At 63.3% G+C, this 16,479-nt stretch carries 15 protein-coding genes; 7 read left to right on the forward strand and 8 right to left on the reverse strand.

Annotation, left to right across the window (positions count from 1 at the left end; all coding sequences use genetic code 11):
* Positions 1 to 10: 10 nt before the first annotated feature.
* The 3 genes from ssuE to AC25MA_RS08760 form a co-directional block, all read right to left on the reverse strand.
* Positions 11 to 604, reverse strand: a complete 594-nt coding sequence (ssuE, locus tag AC25MA_RS08750) for an NADPH-dependent FMN reductase (protein ID WP_028689218.1) — start codon at positions 602 to 604, stop codon at positions 11 to 13.
* Positions 605 to 1,033: 429 nt separating this feature from the next.
* Positions 1,034 to 1,672, reverse strand: a complete 639-nt coding sequence (locus AC25MA_RS08755) for a peroxiredoxin (protein WP_028689219.1) — start codon at positions 1,670 to 1,672, stop codon at positions 1,034 to 1,036.
* A gap of 164 nt (positions 1,673 to 1,836) precedes the next feature.
* Positions 1,837 to 3,165: an OprD family porin gene (locus AC25MA_RS08760; RefSeq protein WP_236180570.1), complete on the reverse strand. Its 1,329-nt coding sequence runs from the start codon at positions 3,163 to 3,165 to the stop codon at positions 1,837 to 1,839.
* A 539-nt stretch (positions 3,166 to 3,704) separates the two neighbouring features.
* On the opposite strand from AC25MA_RS08760, the gene tauA reads away from it, so the two are divergent.
* Genes tauA through tauD form a run of 4 tightly spaced genes read left to right on the forward strand, consistent with a single transcriptional unit; the run spans position 3,705 to position 7,187 of the window.
* Positions 3,705 to 4,676, forward strand: coding sequence for a taurine ABC transporter substrate-binding protein (gene tauA, locus AC25MA_RS08765; protein WP_349738206.1), 972 nt, complete (start codon positions 3,705 to 3,707; stop codon positions 4,674 to 4,676).
* A gap of 13 nt (positions 4,677 to 4,689) precedes the next feature.
* The gene (tauB, locus tag AC25MA_RS08770) at positions 4,690 to 5,469 is read left to right on the forward strand and encodes a taurine ABC transporter ATP-binding subunit (protein ID WP_279153206.1); all 780 of its coding nucleotides are present in this window, start codon (positions 4,690 to 4,692) and stop codon (positions 5,467 to 5,469) included.
* A complete protein-coding gene (tauC, locus tag AC25MA_RS08775) occupies positions 5,466 to 6,308 on the forward strand; it encodes a taurine ABC transporter permease TauC (protein WP_247283787.1) in 843 nt (280 codons plus the stop codon). Before tauB ends, tauC begins: the two co-directional genes overlap by 4 nt.
* 45 nt (positions 6,309 to 6,353) lie before the next feature.
* Positions 6,354 to 7,187: a taurine dioxygenase gene (gene tauD, locus AC25MA_RS08780; RefSeq protein WP_028689224.1), complete on the forward strand. Its 834-nt coding sequence runs from the start codon at positions 6,354 to 6,356 to the stop codon at positions 7,185 to 7,187.
* A gap of 84 nt (positions 7,188 to 7,271) precedes the next feature.
* Here tauD and betT read toward each other — a convergent pair whose 3' ends face one another.
* On the reverse strand, positions 7,272 to 9,233 hold the full coding sequence (betT, locus tag AC25MA_RS08785; protein ID WP_162175250.1) for a choline transporter BetT: 1,962 nt from the start codon (positions 9,231 to 9,233) through the stop codon (positions 7,272 to 7,274).
* A 255-nt stretch (positions 9,234 to 9,488) separates the two neighbouring features.
* Positions 9,489 to 10,427: a serine O-acetyltransferase EpsC gene (gene epsC / locus AC25MA_RS08790; RefSeq protein ID WP_028689226.1), complete on the reverse strand. Its 939-nt coding sequence runs from the start codon at positions 10,425 to 10,427 to the stop codon at positions 9,489 to 9,491.
* Positions 10,428 to 10,710: 283 nt separating this feature from the next.
* Here epsC and tcyJ point away from each other — a divergent pair, with 283 nt between their 5' ends.
* Genes tcyJ through tcyN form a run of 3 tightly spaced genes read left to right on the forward strand, consistent with a single transcriptional unit; the run spans position 10,711 to position 12,945 of the window.
* Complete coding sequence (tcyJ, locus tag AC25MA_RS08795) at positions 10,711 to 11,517, forward strand: cystine ABC transporter substrate-binding protein (protein ID WP_028689227.1); 807 nt, start codon at positions 10,711 to 10,713, stop codon at positions 11,515 to 11,517.
* A complete protein-coding gene (gene tcyL / locus AC25MA_RS08800; protein WP_028689228.1) occupies positions 11,514 to 12,182 on the forward strand; it encodes a cystine ABC transporter permease in 669 nt (222 codons plus the stop codon). The genes tcyJ and tcyL overlap by 4 nt, the downstream gene beginning before the upstream one ends.
* Position 12,183: 1 nt before the next feature.
* The gene (gene tcyN, locus AC25MA_RS08805; protein WP_028689229.1) at positions 12,184 to 12,945 is read left to right on the forward strand and encodes an L-cystine ABC transporter ATP-binding protein TcyN; all 762 of its coding nucleotides are present in this window, start codon (positions 12,184 to 12,186) and stop codon (positions 12,943 to 12,945) included.
* A gap of 16 nt (positions 12,946 to 12,961) precedes the next feature.
* On the opposite strand, the gene AC25MA_RS08810 is transcribed toward tcyN, so the two are convergent.
* The 3 genes from AC25MA_RS08810 to ubiD form a co-directional block, all read right to left on the reverse strand.
* Positions 12,962 to 13,612 (reverse strand): gamma-glutamylcyclotransferase, encoded by a 651-nt coding sequence (locus AC25MA_RS08810; RefSeq protein ID WP_028689230.1) that lies wholly within the window; start codon positions 13,610 to 13,612, stop codon positions 12,962 to 12,964.
* A 320-nt stretch (positions 13,613 to 13,932) separates the two neighbouring features.
* Complete coding sequence (locus AC25MA_RS08815) at positions 13,933 to 14,901, reverse strand: CDP-6-deoxy-delta-3,4-glucoseen reductase (RefSeq protein WP_486971961.1); 969 nt, start codon at positions 14,899 to 14,901, stop codon at positions 13,933 to 13,935.
* The gene (ubiD, locus tag AC25MA_RS08820; RefSeq protein ID WP_062575556.1) at positions 14,901 to 16,367 is read right to left on the reverse strand and encodes a 4-hydroxy-3-polyprenylbenzoate decarboxylase; all 1,467 of its coding nucleotides are present in this window, start codon (positions 16,365 to 16,367) and stop codon (positions 14,901 to 14,903) included. The genes AC25MA_RS08815 and ubiD overlap by 1 nt, the downstream gene beginning before the upstream one ends.
* Positions 16,368 to 16,479: the final 112 nt, after the last annotated feature.

Raw genomic sequence — 16,479 nt, forward strand, 5'->3', positions numbered from 1 at the left:
TAGCGAGGAATCAGATGCTCCAACGGGCACTGATCAGGCGTTCGTTGAGCTCGCCCGGCACCACCGGCCGAGGCCGGCGCGCCAGGGCGCTGTGGAACGTTTCCAGCGAATCCTGCAGGCGTTGCTCCAGGGCAGCGGCCAGTTGCGCGGGCCGGGTGCCTTCGCCGTAGGCGACCTGGCTGTCGTCGGCGAAGATCCCCTGCAGGGTCTCCTGCGCCTTGAGCGCCGACAGCACCGGCTTGAGGGCGTAGTCCACGGCCAACATGTGGGCGATGCTGCCGCCGGTGGCGATCGGCAGGACCACCTTGTGTTCCAGGGCACGCTCAGGCAGCAGGTCGAGCAAGGTCTTCAGGGCACCGGCGAACGATGCCTTGTACACCGGCGTGGCGACCACCAGGCCATCGGCCTGGGCCACCAGTTCGTTGAAGTGACGCACCTGCGGGCTGTCGAAGCGCGCGTGGAGCAGGTCCTCGGCGGGGAATTCCCGCACCTGGAAGGTCACCACCTCGACGCCGCGCTCCTGCAGCCAGTCGCGCGAGCGTTCTAGCAGCACGCCGGAGCGTGAACGAAGACTGGGGCTACCACCGACAGAAACAACCAGCATTGAAAGCGCTTCCTTCGATTCGATTGCAGGGCCGCGAGGGGGTGTCCCCGCTGGATGGAAGTGACATTAACAGTTCGTCATATATACCTATAAATCATATTTTTGCATTTGTTTATTCCATAAATAGATATTAATTCTTATCTCTGTAAGAGATCACCCAGCCCTTCGGGCTACGCTGTCGCGCAGGCAACTATCCCCCTGTGGGAGCGGCCTTGTGTCGCGAAAGGGGCGCGCAGCGGCCCCAGATTCCGAGCCACCATCGACATTGCTGGGGCTGCTGAGCAGCCCTTTCGCGACACAAGGCCGCTCCCACAGGGATCGCGCAAGGCTCAATTTGGCAATACCTGCCTTTCTGCCAGACATAAAAAAGGGCCGTCGAAACGGCCCGAAGATCCCTGCTTGGCTAAGAGCAATGCAACGAGGAATACCTCATCGATTCGGTTGCGGAGTCAGTCGCAGATAGGGTTTCACCGCCCGGTACCCTTTCGGGAAGCGGCGTTTGATTTCGTCCTCGTCCTTGAGCGAAGGCACGATCACTACCTCGTCGCCGTCCTGCCAGTTGCCTGGGGTGGCGACCTTGTAGTTGTCGGTCAGTTGCAACGAGTCGATCACCCGCAGGATCTCGTTGAAGTTGCGCCCGGTACTGGCCGGATAGGTGATGGTCAGGCGCACCTTCTTGTTCGGGTCGATGACGAACAGCGAGCGCACCGTCAGGGTGTCGCTGGCGTTGGGGTGGATCAGGTCGTACAGGTCGGAGACCTTGCGGTCGGCGTCGGCGATGATCGGGAAGTTGACCACGGTGTTCTGGGTCTCGTTGATGTCATCGATCCACTTGTGGTGCGAGTCGACCGGATCCACCGACAGGGCGATGGCTTTCACGCCGCGCTTGGCGAAGTCTTCCTTGAGCTTGGCGGTCAGGCCCAGCTCGGTGGTGCACACCGGGGTGAAGTCGGCCGGGTGGGAGAACAGCACGCCCCAGCTGTCGCCCAGCCATTCGTGGAAGCGGATCTTGCCGGCGCTGGAATCCTGTTCGAAATCGGGGGCGATATCGCCGAGTTTGAGGCTCATGGAAGCGGCTCCTGTGCTGTGTCTGGCCTTGTGGGTTCAATGTGCCTGCTTCCGAATAAAAACAAAAAGAATAAATATCGATTTATTTATAACCATTAAGCATACGGATTCGCAGACACAAAAAAGCCTCGCACTAGACGAGGCTTTCTTGATGCCGCTACGACTTACATGAAGGCGTAAGTGTAGTTGACGATGAAGCGAGTCTGGTCCTGGTCGGCTGCGGAACCCGAACCAGTACCACGGTAGACACCCTGGCGCAGGCTGAAGCCCAGTCCTTTGAGGGCGCCGCTTTGCAGAACGTAATCAACACGTGCGTCACGCTCCCATTCGCTGAAGGTGCCATGGCCATTGGTGGCACGGCCATCTTCACCGCGCAGGTAGGCGACGGAGGCTTTCAGGCCCGGCACACCCAGGCGAGCGAAGTCGTAGGAGTACTGACCGAAGGTGGTGTTTTCACCGGCCTTGGCGAACTGGTTGATCATACTGTCGGTGAACAGATAGAAGCTTGCGCCGCCAGCACCTTCGTCGACCAGGCTGCCTTGGTTCAGCCAGACGAAACCACCATCATCGCTGACCTGCTGGTGGCCCAGCATCAGTGCATGGCCACCAAGGGTGTAAGTGAACATGGCCGACCAGGTCTTGTTGTCGACCTCGCCTGGGTTCTTGGCGTAGCCGTTGTTGTTCTTGAACTCGTAACCGGCTTCACCGTTCTTGCCGTCCTTGCTGCTCTTGAAGTAGCGCAGGTCAGTCTTGAACGACTGGTCGTCAGCGATCTGGAACACGTGAGTCGCGCCCAGGAAGTGCTGCTTGTAGAAGTCTTCCAGGTTCGAGTAGTAGTACTGCAGGGTCAGGTCCTTGGTGACCTTCCAGTCAGCACCGGCGTAGCGGAACTTGTTGCTTTCCTGCGTAGCGCCCTGCACCGACAGACCAGTGCGGTTGCTCGACGAACGACCCATAGCGTGGGTCAGCTGACCGGCATTAAGGGTCAGGTTGTCGATCTCTTTCGAAGAGATGGTGCCACCTTCAAAGGTTTGTGGCAGCAGACGACCATCGTTGGACACGAGGATTGGCAGGTTAGGTGCCAGTGCGCTACCGAAGTGCGCCTCGGTCTTGGAGAAACGAGCCTTTGCATTGGCGCCCAGACGTGCCCACTGCTTCTCGGCAGAGCCGTCGGAGTCACTAGGGAAGAAGCTGCTGCCGTTCTGGTGGTAGCCCTTGCCGCCATCCAGGTGAATACCCCACAGGGCTTGAGCGTCCACACCAAAGCCAACGGTGCCTTCGGTGAAGCCGGAGATGTAGTCAAGCTTGAAACCTTGACCGGACTCACGCACGTCAGGACGTGGCTTGCTACCAGGCGCTTCACGGTTGTCGTTGTTGAAGTACATGGTGCGCGAGCTCAGGGACAGCTTGCTGTCCTCGATGAAACCGGCAGCGCCTGCTTGTTGGGCGAGAACCCCCAGTGCCACGGCCAGGGCCAGGCTGGACTTGTACATGTTTTGCTCCTCTACGTTCTAATTTTTGTGCGTCTCAAGCGGCGGGATCTGCTGCCCCACTCGCCCGGATTGGCGATTTAGCACCAATGCGTGACCGCCAAGTCAATCGCTAACGGTCGATCTGCGACTTTGGTCTAACCCGCTGACCTGCGCTACAGGATAATGACAATCCTATAAATCCAAAATGACCGTTTTATGAATCTGTAAGATTTTTACGGAATAACATCGGAACCATTCCTACAAAACGTTGTATCGACGCCGTCAATCATACCTTTAGGTTATGTGCAAACGTTTGCCGAGCTGTCGACCAGCAGTCCCCCCGCAGAAATCGATAAAGACTAGCTGTCTTCAGCGATTGCGCCAGCTTCGCACCGTCCTGTCGAAACGAACCAAGCCAGGGATCACGACGAGCCTGCATCCCGCGCAGGTTCAGAGCGTTTGGCTTTTAAGCTAATTCTAAAAAGTTATTTATTTACTATTTCTTAGATCATCTAGTCTTCTCGCCATCCATCCCAGAATGCCTGACGAGAGGTTCAATCATGATCCCGCACGCTCCGCTGCGCCTGTTCGCCGCCCTGACCCTCGCCAGTGCCAGCTGGCTGGCCCAGGCCGCCGACCTGACCGTCGCCTACCAGACCACCGTCGACCCGGCCAAGGTGGCCCAGGTCGATGGCACCTATGAAAAGGACAGCAAGGCCAGCATCGACTGGCGCAAGTTCGACAATGGCGCCGACGTGATCACCGCGGTCGCCTCGGGCGACGTGCAGATCGGCTACCTCGGCTCCAGCCCGCTGGCCGCCGCCGCCACCCGCAAGCTGCCGGTCGAGACCTTCCTGATCGCCACCCAGATCGGTGCCGGCGAGGCCCTGGTCGCCCGCGACAGCATCAAGACCCCGCAGGACCTGGTGGGCAAGAAGGTCGCCGTGCCGTTCGTTTCCACCGGCCACTACAGCCTGCTGGCCGCACTGAAGAGCTGGAACATCGACCCATCGAAAGTACAGATCCTCAACCTCGCCCCGCCAGCGATCATCGCCGCCTGGAAACGCGGCGACATCGATGCCACCTACGTCTGGGACCCGGCTCTGGGCGTGGCCAAGGAGAACGGCAAGGTGCTGATCACCTCGGGCGAGCTGGCCGAGAAAGGCGCGCCGACCTTCGATGCCTGGATCGTGCGCAAGGACTTCGCCGCCAAGCACCCGGAAATCGTCAAGTCGTTCGCCAAGGTCACCCTCGACGCCTACGCCGACTACCGCAAGGACCCGAAAGCCTGGCTGGCCGAAAAGGAGAACGTCGCCAAACTGGTCAAGCTGTCCGGCGCCAAGCCCGCCGATATCCCGGTACTGCTGCAGGGTAACGTCTACCCGCTGGCTGCCGACCAGGCCAGCGCACTGGGCGCGCCGACCACCCAGGCGCTGACCGACACCGCCACCTTCCTCAAGCAACAAGGCAAGGTCGACGCCGTGCTGCCCGACTACTCGCCCTACGTCAGTGCCCAATACCTGCCCAACTGATCCGGAGCCCGTCATGGCCTTGCTCGAACTGGAGCGCATCAGCGCACAGTACCCCGGCGCCGCTACCCCGGTGCTGGCCGACATCAACCTGAGCCTGGGCCCGCGCCAGCTGCTGGTGGCCCTCGGGCCGTCCGGCAGCGGCAAGACCTCGTTGCTCAACCTGATCGCCGGCTTCGTCGCCCCCAGCGGCGGGCGCATCAGCCTCGACGGCGCGCCGGTGCAAGGTCCGGGCGCCGAACGTGGCGTGGTGTTCCAGGACGATGCCCTGCTGCCCTGGCAGGACGTGCTCGGCAACGTCGCCTTCGGCCTCGAGTTGGCCGGCGTGTCCCGTGCCCAGCGTGAAGCCAAGGCCCGCGAGATGCTGGCGCTGGTCGACCTGGCCGGCTTCGGCGAGCGGCGTATCTGGCAGTTGTCCGGCGGGCAGAAGCAGCGCGTGGGTCTGGCCCGGGCGCTGGCCGCCGACCCACGGGTGCTGTTGATGGACGAGCCGTTCGGTGCCCTCGATGCCTTTACCCGCGAACAGATGCAGGAGCTGCTGCTGCAAGTCTGGCAGCGCACCGCCAAGCCGGTGTTCCTGATCACCCACGACATCGAGGAAGCGGTGTTCCTCGCCACCGAACTGGTGCTGCTGGCGCCCAATCCGGGGCGCGTGGTCGAAAGTCTGCAGCTGGACTTCGGCCAGCGCTACGCCGCTGGCGAGTCGGCCAGGGCGATCAAGTCCGATCCACGTTTCATCGAAACCCGCGAGCACGTGTTGGCGCGGGTATTCTCGCAACGTCAGGAGTCCGCATGAGCAGCATCGAATTGCCGGCCACCACCACCAAGCAGGCACAACGCACACCTCCTGCGGTGAAGCCCCGCAAGCCCTTGTCGACCCGCTGGATCAGCACCCTCACCCTGGCCACCCTGTTGCTGGCGTGGTGGCTAGTGACCGCGGCCGGCTGGATCGAACCGCTGTTCCTGCCCTCGCCCGCCGACATCCTGGCCAAGGGCTGGACACTGCTCACCCAGGGCTACATGGACGCCAGCCTTTGGCAGCACCTGGGCGCAAGCCTGGGCCGTATCGGCCTGGCGCTGGTAGCGGCGACCCTGACCGCCATCCCCGTCGGCCTGGCCATCGGCTACAACCGCGTGGCCCGCGGCATCCTCGACCCACTGATCGAGTTCTACCGGCCGATCCCGCCACTGGCCTACCTGCCGCTGATCGTCATCTGGTGCGGCATTGGCGAGCTGTCGAAGGTGCTGCTGATCTACCTGGCGATCTTCGCCCCGATCGCCATCGCCACCGCCACCGGCGTGCGCACCGTCGACCCGGCCAAGCTGCGCGCCGCGCAGTCGCTGGGGGCAACCCGGGCGCAACTGATCCGCCATGTGATCCTGCCCAGCGCCCTGCCCGACATCCTCACCGGCATTCGCATCGGCCTCGGCGTGGGCTGGTCGACCCTGGTCGCCGCCGAGCTGATAGCCGCCACCAGCGGCCTGGGCTTCATGGTGCAGTCAGCGGCGCAGTTCCTGGTCACCGACGTGGTGGTGCTGGGGATCCTGCTGATCGCCCTGATCGCCTTCGCCCTGGAGATGGGCCTGCGCGCCCTGCAGCGCAAGCTGGTGCCCTGGCATGGCCAGAGCCATTGACCAAATGACCACGCCGGCAACCCGGCACCTGGAACGAGAAAAGACATGAGCCTGACAGTTACCCCCTTGAGCCCAGCCCTTGGCGCGCAGATCAGCGGCGTGGACATCAGCCACGACATCACCCTCGAACAGCGTGACGCCATCGAGCAGGCGCTGCTCGAACACCAGGTGCTGTTCTTCCGCGACCAGCCGCTCACCCCCGAACAGCAGGCCCGTTTCGCCGCCCGCTTCGGCGACCTGCACATCCACCCGATCTACCCCAATGTGCCGCAGACGCCGCAGGTGTTGATCCTCGACACCGCGGTCACCGATGTGCGCGACAACGCCGTCTGGCACACCGACGTGACCTTCCTGCCGACCCCGGCGCTGGGCGCGGTGCTCAGCGCCAAGCAACTGCCGGCCTTTGGCGGCGACACCCTGTGGGCCAGCGGCATCGCCGCGTTCGAGGCGCTGTCGGCGCCGCTGCGCACGATGCTCGACGGCCTGACCGCCACCCACGATTTCACCAAGTCGTTCCCGCTGGAGCGCTTCGGCACCACGCCCGAGGACCTGGCACGCTGGGAGGCGACCCGGCGCAACAACCCGCCGCTGTCGCACCCGGTCGTGCGCACCCATCCGGTCAGCGGGCGCAAGGCATTGTTCGTCAATGAAGGGTTCACCACGCGGATCAACGAGCTGAACGAGCAGGAGAGCGAGGCGCTGCTCAAGCTGCTGTTCGCCCATGCGACGCGGCCGGAGTTCAGCATTCGCTGGCGTTGGCAGGAAAACGACGTGGCGTTCTGGGACAACCGCGTCACGCAGCACTTTGCGGTGGATGACTACCGCCCCAGCCGGCGGGTGATGCATCGGGCGACCATCCTGGGGGATGCGCCTTTCTGAAAGATCCGGGGGAGGCCTTTGGCCTCCTTTCGCTGGCAAGCCAGCTCCCACAGGTTTTGCAACAACCCTGTGGAAGCCAGCGATCTACCTGACCAGATGCAGGTACTGCATATGCCGCTCGTACTGGTCGAGGATGTCGTTGATGATCTGCTCCTTGCTGTAGCCCACCAGGTCGTAGTTCTGGCTGCCTTCGCTCAAGTGCACCTCGGCCCTGTAGTAGCGGCGATTCTTCAACTCCTGCGTCCCCAGCCCACCCAACGCGAACGACGGCGTGAAGTACCCGCGCATCTGTACCTGGTAGATGAACGGCTGCTCCTCGCCATGACCGATCTTCAGGCTGACGTTGTCGTGGCTCGGGTCATCCTGGGTGATCAGCACCAATCCCTTCTGCTCGAACACCTCGCGCACCTCGGCGATCGCCGGACGCACCACGTCGTCCATGAAGCGATACACCTCGTCCCGCGACGGGAAGTGCACAGCCTGGCTAAGACGCTGGCGCCAGCCGCCACGCCCGCGCCGGGACTGGGCGAAGGGCGCCAACGAGTGCATCTGCGCGATCTGCCGCTGGCTTTCCAGGTAGAAGGCCTTGTGCAGCCCCCACATCATGCACAGCAGGATCAGCGAGAACGGCAGCGAGGTCAGCACCACCGCCGACTTCAGCGAATCGATGCTGCCGGCGAACAGCAGCCCGCTGGTGATCAGCGCGGTCATCGCGCCCCAGAAGATGCGCAGCCAGTTCGGACCGTCCTCATCGGCGCCGCCGCCCTTGGCCGACAGCGTCGACAGCACCACCGTGCCGGAGTCGGCCGAAGTGACGAAGAACACGAAGCTGATGAACACCGTCACGGCGATCACCGTCTTGCTCCACGGGTAGGTTTCCAGCAGCAGGTACAAGCTCATCGACGGGTTGTCGATGGCCGACTGGCCCAGCGCGGTCATGCCGTGGTTGATCACCTGGTCCAGGGCGCTGTTGCCGAAGATCGACATCCACGCCAGGGTGAAGCCCAGCGGGATCAGCAGCACGCCGAAGACAAACTCGCGGATGGTGCGTCCGCGCGAAATGCGCGCGATGAACAGGCCCACGAACGGCGCCCAGGCAATCCACCAGGCCCAGTAGAACACCGTCCAGCCGCCCAGCCAGTCGCGTTGCTCGCCGTAGGCGTAAACATCGAAGCTCTTGCGCGGCAAGGCGCCCAGGTAGTCGCCCAGGTTCTGGATCAAGGTGTTGAACAAGTGCTGGGTGGGCCCTGCGAACAGCACGAACAGCAGCAGCGCGCAGGCCAGGAACAGATTGATGTCACTCATCACCCGCACGCCCTTCTCCACCCCGGCGACCGCCACGGCCACCGCCGCGCCCATCATCAGGGTGATGAGGATCACCTGCACCCACTGGCTGTGGCTGATACCGAACAGGTAGTCGAGGCCGGCGTTCAGGTGCAACACGCCGAAGCCCATGTCGGCGCCCAGGCCGAACACCGTGGCGATGATGCCGAAGCCGTCCACCGCATAGCCGATCGGACCGTTGATGCGCTTGCCGATCAGCGGGTACAGCGCCGAACGCAGGGCCAGCGGCAGGTTGTGCCGGTAGGCGAAGTAGGCCAGCGCCATGCCGACGAAAGCGAACACGCCCCAGCCGTGCAGGCCCCAGTGCAGGAACAGGATCTGCATCGCCTGACGCCCGGCCTCGGCCGTGCCGGCCTCGCCCTGCGGCGGCTGGAGCATGTGGGTCAGCGGCTCGGAAACGCAGAAGAAGAACAGGGTGATGCTGATACCGGCAGCGAACAGCATCCCGGCCCAGGACAGGTAGCTGAACTCGGGTTCGTCGTGGTCGGCACCGAGCTTGATCTTGCCATAGCCGGACAAGGCGGTGACCACCACGAAGACCAGATACAAGGTCATGGCCAGCATGTAGTACCAGCCGACGGTGTTGGCCGCCCAGTTCTGCGCCGCCAGCAGCCAGTCGCCGGCCGCCTTGGGCTGGGCGATGACGATCAGGCCGAAGACAAGGATGAAGCTTGCCGCGAAGTAGAACACGGGGGGGTTCATGCGGATCTTGCCGTGGGCAAGGTCGGGGGTCGGTGCACTCATTGAACGGGCACCTCGTCGAAGGACGTGAGGTTCGGATTGAACGGGTTCAGCAAAGGCGATTCCTCCTTTTGAACACCGGCAATGGACCAGCGTTTTTCGTTGAACAAGCGTTCAAGTTAAACATGGATCGGATTTCAATGCGACCCGATGCCGCTTCAGGAACGGTCGAAGCAGGAGCGGACTTGCCCGCTCCCACGCAACTTAACCCTTGAGCTAGAGGGCTTTCTTGTCCTCGCAATCCAACTGCAGGTTAGCCTGGGTAATGTTGCTGTCAGCCGGCACGCTGCGGGTCAGCCACACGTTGCCGCCGATGGTCGAGCCCTTGCCGATGGTGATCCTTCCGAGAATGGTCGCACCCGCGTAGATCACCACATCGTCCTCGACGATGGGGTGGCGTGCCAGGCCCTTGTGCAGGGTGCCCGACTCGTCGCTGGGGAAACGCTTGGCGCCCAGGGTCACGGCCTGGTAGATCCGTACCCGCTCACCGATGATCGCGGTCTCGCCGATCACCACGCCGGTGCCGTGGTCGATGAAGAAGCTCGGGCCGATCTGCGCGCCGGGGTGGATGTCGATACCCGTGGCCGAGTGCGCCAGCTCCGAGCTGATCCGCGCCAGCAGCGGCAGGCCGGCCCGGTACAGGTGGTGGGCCAAGCGGTGGTGGATGATCGCCAGGATGCCTGGGTAGCACAGCAGCACCTCGTCGACGCTGCGCGCCGCCGGATCGCCGTGGTAGGCGGCGAGCACGTCGGTGTCCAGCAGCACGCGCAGGGCCGGCAGGGCCGCGGCGAAGTCCTGGATCAGGCGCAGGGCGTGACCATCGACATCGACCACATCGGTCTTGCCATGGCGCGCCGCGTAGCGCAACTCCAGGCGGGCCTGGGCCAGCAGCGCGGTGAGCGCGGCGTCCAGCGTGTGGCCGACATAGAAGTCTTCGCTTTCTTCACGCAGGTCCACCGGGCCAAGGCGCATGGGGAACAGCGCACCACACAGCTGCTCGAGAATCTGGCGTAGCGCCTCGCGCGACGGCAGCTCGCGCCCGCCCTGCTCGCCGCTGCTGCGGCCATTGTTGCTGCGCCACTGCTCACGGGCGCTGCGCAGGCCACTGACGATGGTCTGCAGTTGCCAGTGCCCGGTTGATGGTTGTTCGCTCACGGGTGTTTCTCCTGCCAGGCGGCGTTGTCGATATGCCCACGTCCCCTGGAACGGCCCTTTCGCGGCACAAGGCCGCTCCTACAGGGAGGGTGTAGGCCACGATACGTCAAATCTGCCTCTTGGAAAAAACAACGCTTTATTCCATCCTGAGCTAAGTCGGGCATAAGCGACTGCAAAATGCAGAAACGGGAATAACAACCTGATTTTTTATTATTTCCCGACCTATGAAGCCCACCTCTATAGTCGCCACCTCACTACTTCCACAACAAGCGCGGGGCCTGCCATGACCAAATTCGCCAAACCCCTTCTCAACGCCAGCCTGGCGCTCCTGCTGGGCGCCGGCCTGCTCGGCCAAGCCTTTGCCGGTGAGCAGTTGAAGACCATCCAGGAGAAGGGCGTGATCAACGTCGGCCTGGAAGGCACCTACCCACCGTTCAGTTTCCAGGACGAGAACGGCAAGCTGACCGGCTTCGAAGTCGAACTGTCCGAGCTGCTGGCCAAGGAGCTGGGGGTCAAGGCCAAGGTCCAGCCGACCAAGTGGGACGGCATCCTCGCCGCCCTGGAGTCCAAGCGCCTGGACGTGGTGATCAACCAGGTGACCATCTCCGAAGAGCGCAAGAAAAAGTACGACTTCTCCGAGCCCTACACCGTTTCCGGCATCCAGGCCCTGGTGCTCAAGGGCAGCGATAACGAGAAGAACATCAAGACCGCCGCCGACCTCGCTGGCAAGAAGGTCGGTGTCGGCCTGGGCACCAACTACGAGCAGTGGGTGAAACAGGACGTGCCGACAGCCGATGTCCGTACCTATGAAGACGACCCGACCAAGTTCGCCGACCTGCGCAATGGCCGCATCGACGCCATCCTGATCGACCGCCTGGCCGCGCTGGAGTACGTGCAGAAAACCGCCAAGGACAAGAAACCCACCGCACTGGCCGGCGAGAAATTCTCCAAGCTGGAATCGGGCGTGGCCCTGCGCAAGGGCGAGCCTGAACTGCTCGAGGCGCTGAACAAGGCCATCGACAAGCTCAAGGCCGACGGCACGCTGGCCAAGCTGTCCGAGAAATACTTCGGTGCCGATGTCACCAAATGATCGCTGAAAGCCTGCAACTCGTTGTCGATTCCGCGCCCTTCCTGCTAAAGGGCGCGGGCTATACCGTGCTGCTCAGTGTCGGCGGCATGTTCTTCGGCCTGGTGCTGGGCTTCGCCCTGGCACTGATGCGCCTGTCGAAGATCCTGCCGCTGGACTGGCTCGCCCGTATCTATGTGTCGTTCTTCCGCGGCACGCCGCTGCTGGTGCAGCTGTTCGTGATCTACTTCGGCCTGCCGCAGATCGGCATCGAGCTCGACCCGATCCCGGCGTCGCTGATCGGCCTGTCGCTGAACATGGCGGCGTACGTCTGCGAAATCCTCCGGGCGGCGATCTCTTCGATCGACCGTGGCCAGTGGGAAGCGGCGGCCAGCATCGGCATGACCCGCACCCAGGCCATGCGCCGGGCGATCCTGCCGCAAGCCTTGCGCACCGCGCTGCCGCCACTGGGCAACAGCTTCATCTCGCTGGTCAAGGACACTGCCCTGGCGGCGACCATCCAGGTGCCCGAGCTGTTCCGCCAGGCGCAGCTGATCACCGCCCGGACCTTCGAGGTCTTCACCATGTACCTGGCTGTCGCGGTGGTCTACTGGATCCTCTGCAGCATCCTGGCGCACTTCCAGAACCGCATGGAAGCGCGGGTCAACCAGCACGACCAGGAGCACTGAGATGATCGTAGTAGAAGGCCTGAGCAAGCAGTTCAAGGGCCAGACCGTGCTCAACGGCATCGACCTGACCGTGCAACCCGGCGAGGTGGTCGCCATTATCGGTCCCAGCGGCTCGGGCAAGACCACTTTCCTGCGTTGCCTGAACCTGCTGGAAACCCCCGATGCCGGGCGTATCCAGATCGGCGACATCAGCATCGACGCCAATCGCCCGCTGGGCGGCCAGCAGGGTGCGATCCGCCGCCTGCGCCAGCAGGCCGGATTCGTGTTCCAGAACTTCAACCTGTTTCCCCACCGCACCGCCCTGGAGAACGTCATCGAAGGGCCGGTGATCGTCAAGAAGACGCCCCGCGACAAGGCCATCGAGCTGGCCAGGCGCCTGCTGGCCAAGGTTGGCCTGGCGGGCAAGGAAGACGCCTACCCGCGCCGCCTGTCCGGCGGCCAGCAACAGCGGGTTGCCATCGCCCGCGCCCTGGCCATGGAGCCCGAAGTGATCCTGTTCGACGAGCCCACCTCGGCACTCGACCCGGAGCTGGTGGGCGAGGTGCTGGAGACCATCCGCGGCCTGGCCGAGGAAAAGCGCACCATGATCATCGTCACCCACGAAATGAGCTTTGCCCGCGATGTCGCCAACCGGGTGATCTTCTTCGACAAGGGCGTGATCGTCGAGCAGGGCGAGGCCAAGGCACTGTTCGCCAATCCCAAGGAAGAGCGCACCCGCCAGTTCCTGCGCAAGTTCCTCGGCACCGCCGCCGGCCAGGAATGAGCCCGATGCGCGGGGCTCACACCTCGCGCAGGTTGTGGCAACGCCTGAAGCGGGCTTCCAGGTTGCGATCGGGCATCTGGTGGCTGCGCAGGGCGTTGAGGGTCTGCTCCACGTAATCGCGCGTCGTGCCGTAACGTCCCTTGGCGCTGGCAAGTATCTGGCTGAGCAGGGTGTCTGGCAGGTTGCCCGCGTAGCACGGCAGGTGTCGTTCCAGCACGAAGCCCAGGGCCTGGACCTTGCTGCCATCGCCCAGGCGGCAGCTGAGCCAGTGCGGGCGATAGGCCGGGAACGGCATTTCCCGTTGCCACAGGGCCATCAGCGAATCATCGAGGTTGCTTTCATCCAGGCGGTAGGCGAAACCGCTGCAAGAACCGCCACGGTCCAGACCGAATACCAGGCCCGGGCACTCCGGGGTGCCTCGGTGCTCGTGGGACCACAGGTACAAGCCACGATGGTAGCCATGTACCCGCGCCCGCTGGCGCTCGACCGAATTGCATTCAGGGCGCCAGATCAGCGAACCATAGGCGAACAGCCAGACCGGGCCGCCGTCGTGCTGAGACATGGTTTCCTGCATCGAGCGCTGCAGTTGTTCGCGGGTTAACTGTTGTCCGAAGTCGAGCGACGGCGGATAAGCTACTTGCCAGGATGAACTTTCAAGTGTCGACATAAGATGCCGCCATTAATTCCGGTGAACCACCAAAGTGCGGGTGCCGCGGTACCTGAGGAATGCTATCGCGGGCTACAAGCCCCCAAGATCGCGTGGGCGCGGGCTTGCCCTGCAATTTTCCATGCGCCTAACGTAAGGCAAATTGCACTTTGCACTCAACCCCGAAAACAGGATTTCATTTAACCATCCGCTGAACGGAAACTAATAGTCCGAGTATAGCGAAACTTATTACCCGCGCCGGTAACAATCCCCGCCATATAATCAAATGGAAAACACTTGGTTATTAAATCCGGCACGCCCTTGCAGCGTGCCGTTTGGTTTCACCCACGCGGCGCGTAGGCGAACACGTCGGCGCGCATGCGGTGGGCATCCATGCCGGCCTCGACCAACGCATCGAGGGTGGCATAGACCATGTTTGGCGAGCCGCTGGCATAGACATGCACCTGGTTCAGGTCGCCGATGTCCTCGCACACCGCCTCGTGCAGCAGGCCACAGCGCCCTTCCCAGCCGCACAGGTCGCTGACTACCTTGTGCAGGAACAGGTTGGGCAGGCGCTGCCACTCGTCCCAGTGCTCGATCTCGTAGAAGTCTTCTGGCCGACGCACGCCCCAGTACAGGTGCACCGGATGCTTGAAGCCCTGGGCGCGGCAATGCTCGACCAGGCTGTGCATCTGGCCCATGCCGGTACCGGCGGCGATCAGCACCAGCGGACCATCGGGCAACTCCGCCAGGTGGGCGTCGCCGAACGGCAGCTCGATCCGCGCCAGACCAGTGCGCTGCAACTGCTCGATCAACTGCACGGCACTGCTTTCCCGGGCCAGCACGTGCAGCTCCAGGTCTCGGCCACCGTGGGGCGCCGAGGCGAGGGAGAATGCCGCCTTGTCCATGCCCTCGCGCTCGATCATCAGGTACTGCCCCGCGTGATAGCGCGGCGGCTTGCCGGCGGGCGCGCGCAGGCGCACGCGCCAGACGTAACCACCGACCTCAACGCATTCGCTCACGGTACAGGCCAGCTTGCGCACTGGCAGCTCGCCCAGGGCCAGCACACCATCCCACAGCAACACGCAGTCCTCCAGCGGCTCGGCGATGCAAGTGAACAGTTCACCGTGATCGCGGACTTGGCCTTCCTGGCGAACACGGCCTTCCACCAGCAGCGCGGCACACACATGGCAATTGCCGTTGCGGCAGCTGCTTGGGCAGTCGTAGCCCAGGCGCCGCGCGGCATCCAGAATCCTTTCACCCGGTTCGACCGCCAGCACCGCCCCGGAAGGCTGCAAGGTTACCTGCATCAATCTATTCCCAACTGGTCCCACAGCTCATCGATACGGCGGGTGACGGCCTCGTCCTTGACGATGACCCGGCCCCATTCGCGTGTAGTCTCGCCCGGCCATTTGTGCGTGGCGTCCAGGCCCATCTTCGACCCCAGGCCCGACACCGGCGACGCGAAGTCGAGGTAGTCGATCGGGGTGTTGTCGATCATCACCGTATCACGCTTGGGGTCCATGCGCGTGGTGATGGCCCAGATCACATCGTTCCAGTCGCGGGCGTTGATATCGTCGTCGGTGACAATAACGAACTTGGTATACATGAACTGTCGCAGGAACGACCACACACCCAGCATGACGCGCTTGGCGTGGCCTGGATACTGCTTCTTCATGGTCACCACCGCCATGCGGTACGAGCAGCCTTCCGGCGGCAGGTAGAAGTCGGTGATCTCGGGGAACTGCTTCTGCAGGATCGGCACGAACACTTCGTTCAGCGCCACGCCTAGAATTGCCGGCTCATCCGGCGGCCGGCCTGTGTAGGTGCTGTGGTAGATCGGTTTCTGCCGGTGGGTGATGCGCTCGACGGTGAACACCGGGAAGCTGTCCACTTCGTTGTAGTAGCCGGTATGGTCGCCGTACGGGCCCTCCGGGGCCATCTCACCGGGGTGGATCACGCCTTCGAGGATGATCTCGGCGGTGGCCGGCACCTGCAGGTCGTTGCCACGACACTTGACCAGCTCGGTACGGTTGCCGCGTAACAGGCCGGCGAAGGCGTATTCGGAAAGGGTATCCGGAACCGGCGTCACGGCGCCGAGGATGGTCGCCGGGTCCGCGCCCAGGGCCACGGCCACCGGGAACGGCTGGCCGGGATGCTTCTGGCACCATTCGCGGTAGTCCAGCGCGCCGCCGCGGTGGCTCAGCCAGCGCATGATCACCTTGTTGCGGCCGATCACCTGCTGGCGGTAGATCCCGAGGTTCTGGCGGTCCTTGTTCGGCCCGCGGGTGACGGTCAGGCCCCAGGTGATCAACGGCGCCACGTCGCCCGGCCAGCAGTGCTGGATCGGCAACTGGCCCAGGTCGACGTCGTCGCCTTCGACCACGATTTCCTGGCATACCGCGTCCTTGACCACCTTCGGCGCCATGGACACGACCTTCTTGAAGATCGGCAGTTTCGACCAGGCATCCTTCAGGCCCTTCGGTGGCTCGGGTTCCTTGAGGAACGCCAGCAGCTTGCCGATCTCGCGCAGTTCCTCGGTCGATTCGGCGCCCATGCCCATGGCCACCCGCTCGGGGGTGCCGAACAGGTTGCCCAGCACCGGGATGTCGAAGCCGGTGGGCTTTTCGAACAGCAACGCCGGGCCCTTGGCGCGCAGGGTGCGGTCACAGACTTCGGTCATTTCCAGTACAGGGGAGATGGGAACCTGGATGCGCTTGAGTTCACCGCGCTGTTCCAGACCACGGATGAAGTCGCGCAGATCGCGATACTGCATGCAAGGGCCTCGTATGGGCATGTCGGTCGGGGTGCAGAGTGTAGCGCCGTTCACGCCTTGTTTGGGGGCAAAAATGAACTGGGGCCGCTTCGCGCCCCATCGCGACACAAGG

This window comes from Pseudomonas sp. P65(2024) (assembly GCF_057480955.1).

Coding starts and splice junctions, on each gene's coding strand:
- ssuE (WP_028689218.1), bottom strand. CDS start 604: ATGCTGGTTGTTTCTGTCGGTGGTAGCCCCAGTCTTCGTTCACGCTCC.
- AC25MA_RS08755 (WP_028689219.1), bottom strand. CDS start 1,672: ATGAGCCTCAAACTCGGCGATATCGCCCCCGATTTCGAACAGGATTCC.
- AC25MA_RS08760 (WP_236180570.1), bottom strand. CDS start 3,165: ATGTACAAGTCCAGCCTGGCCCTGGCCGTGGCACTGGGGGTTCTCGCC.
- tauA (WP_349738206.1), top strand. CDS start 3,705: ATGATCCCGCACGCTCCGCTGCGCCTGTTCGCCGCCCTGACCCTCGCC.
- tauB (WP_279153206.1), top strand. CDS start 4,690: ATGGCCTTGCTCGAACTGGAGCGCATCAGCGCACAGTACCCCGGCGCC.
- tauC (WP_247283787.1), top strand. CDS start 5,466: ATGAGCAGCATCGAATTGCCGGCCACCACCACCAAGCAGGCACAACGC.
- tauD (WP_028689224.1), top strand. CDS start 6,354: ATGAGCCTGACAGTTACCCCCTTGAGCCCAGCCCTTGGCGCGCAGATC.
- betT (WP_162175250.1), bottom strand. CDS start 9,233: ATGAACCCCCCCGTGTTCTACTTCGCGGCAAGCTTCATCCTTGTCTTC.
- tcyJ (WP_028689227.1), top strand. CDS start 10,711: ATGACCAAATTCGCCAAACCCCTTCTCAACGCCAGCCTGGCGCTCCTG.
- tcyL (WP_028689228.1), top strand. CDS start 11,514: ATGATCGCTGAAAGCCTGCAACTCGTTGTCGATTCCGCGCCCTTCCTG.
- tcyN (WP_028689229.1), top strand. CDS start 12,184: ATGATCGTAGTAGAAGGCCTGAGCAAGCAGTTCAAGGGCCAGACCGTG.
- AC25MA_RS08810 (WP_028689230.1), bottom strand. CDS start 13,612: ATGTCGACACTTGAAAGTTCATCCTGGCAAGTAGCTTATCCGCCGTCG.
- AC25MA_RS08815 (WP_486971961.1), bottom strand. CDS start 14,901: ATGCAGGTAACCTTGCAGCCTTCCGGGGCGGTGCTGGCGGTCGAACCG.
- ubiD (WP_062575556.1), bottom strand. CDS start 16,367: ATGCAGTATCGCGATCTGCGCGACTTCATCCGTGGTCTGGAACAGCGC.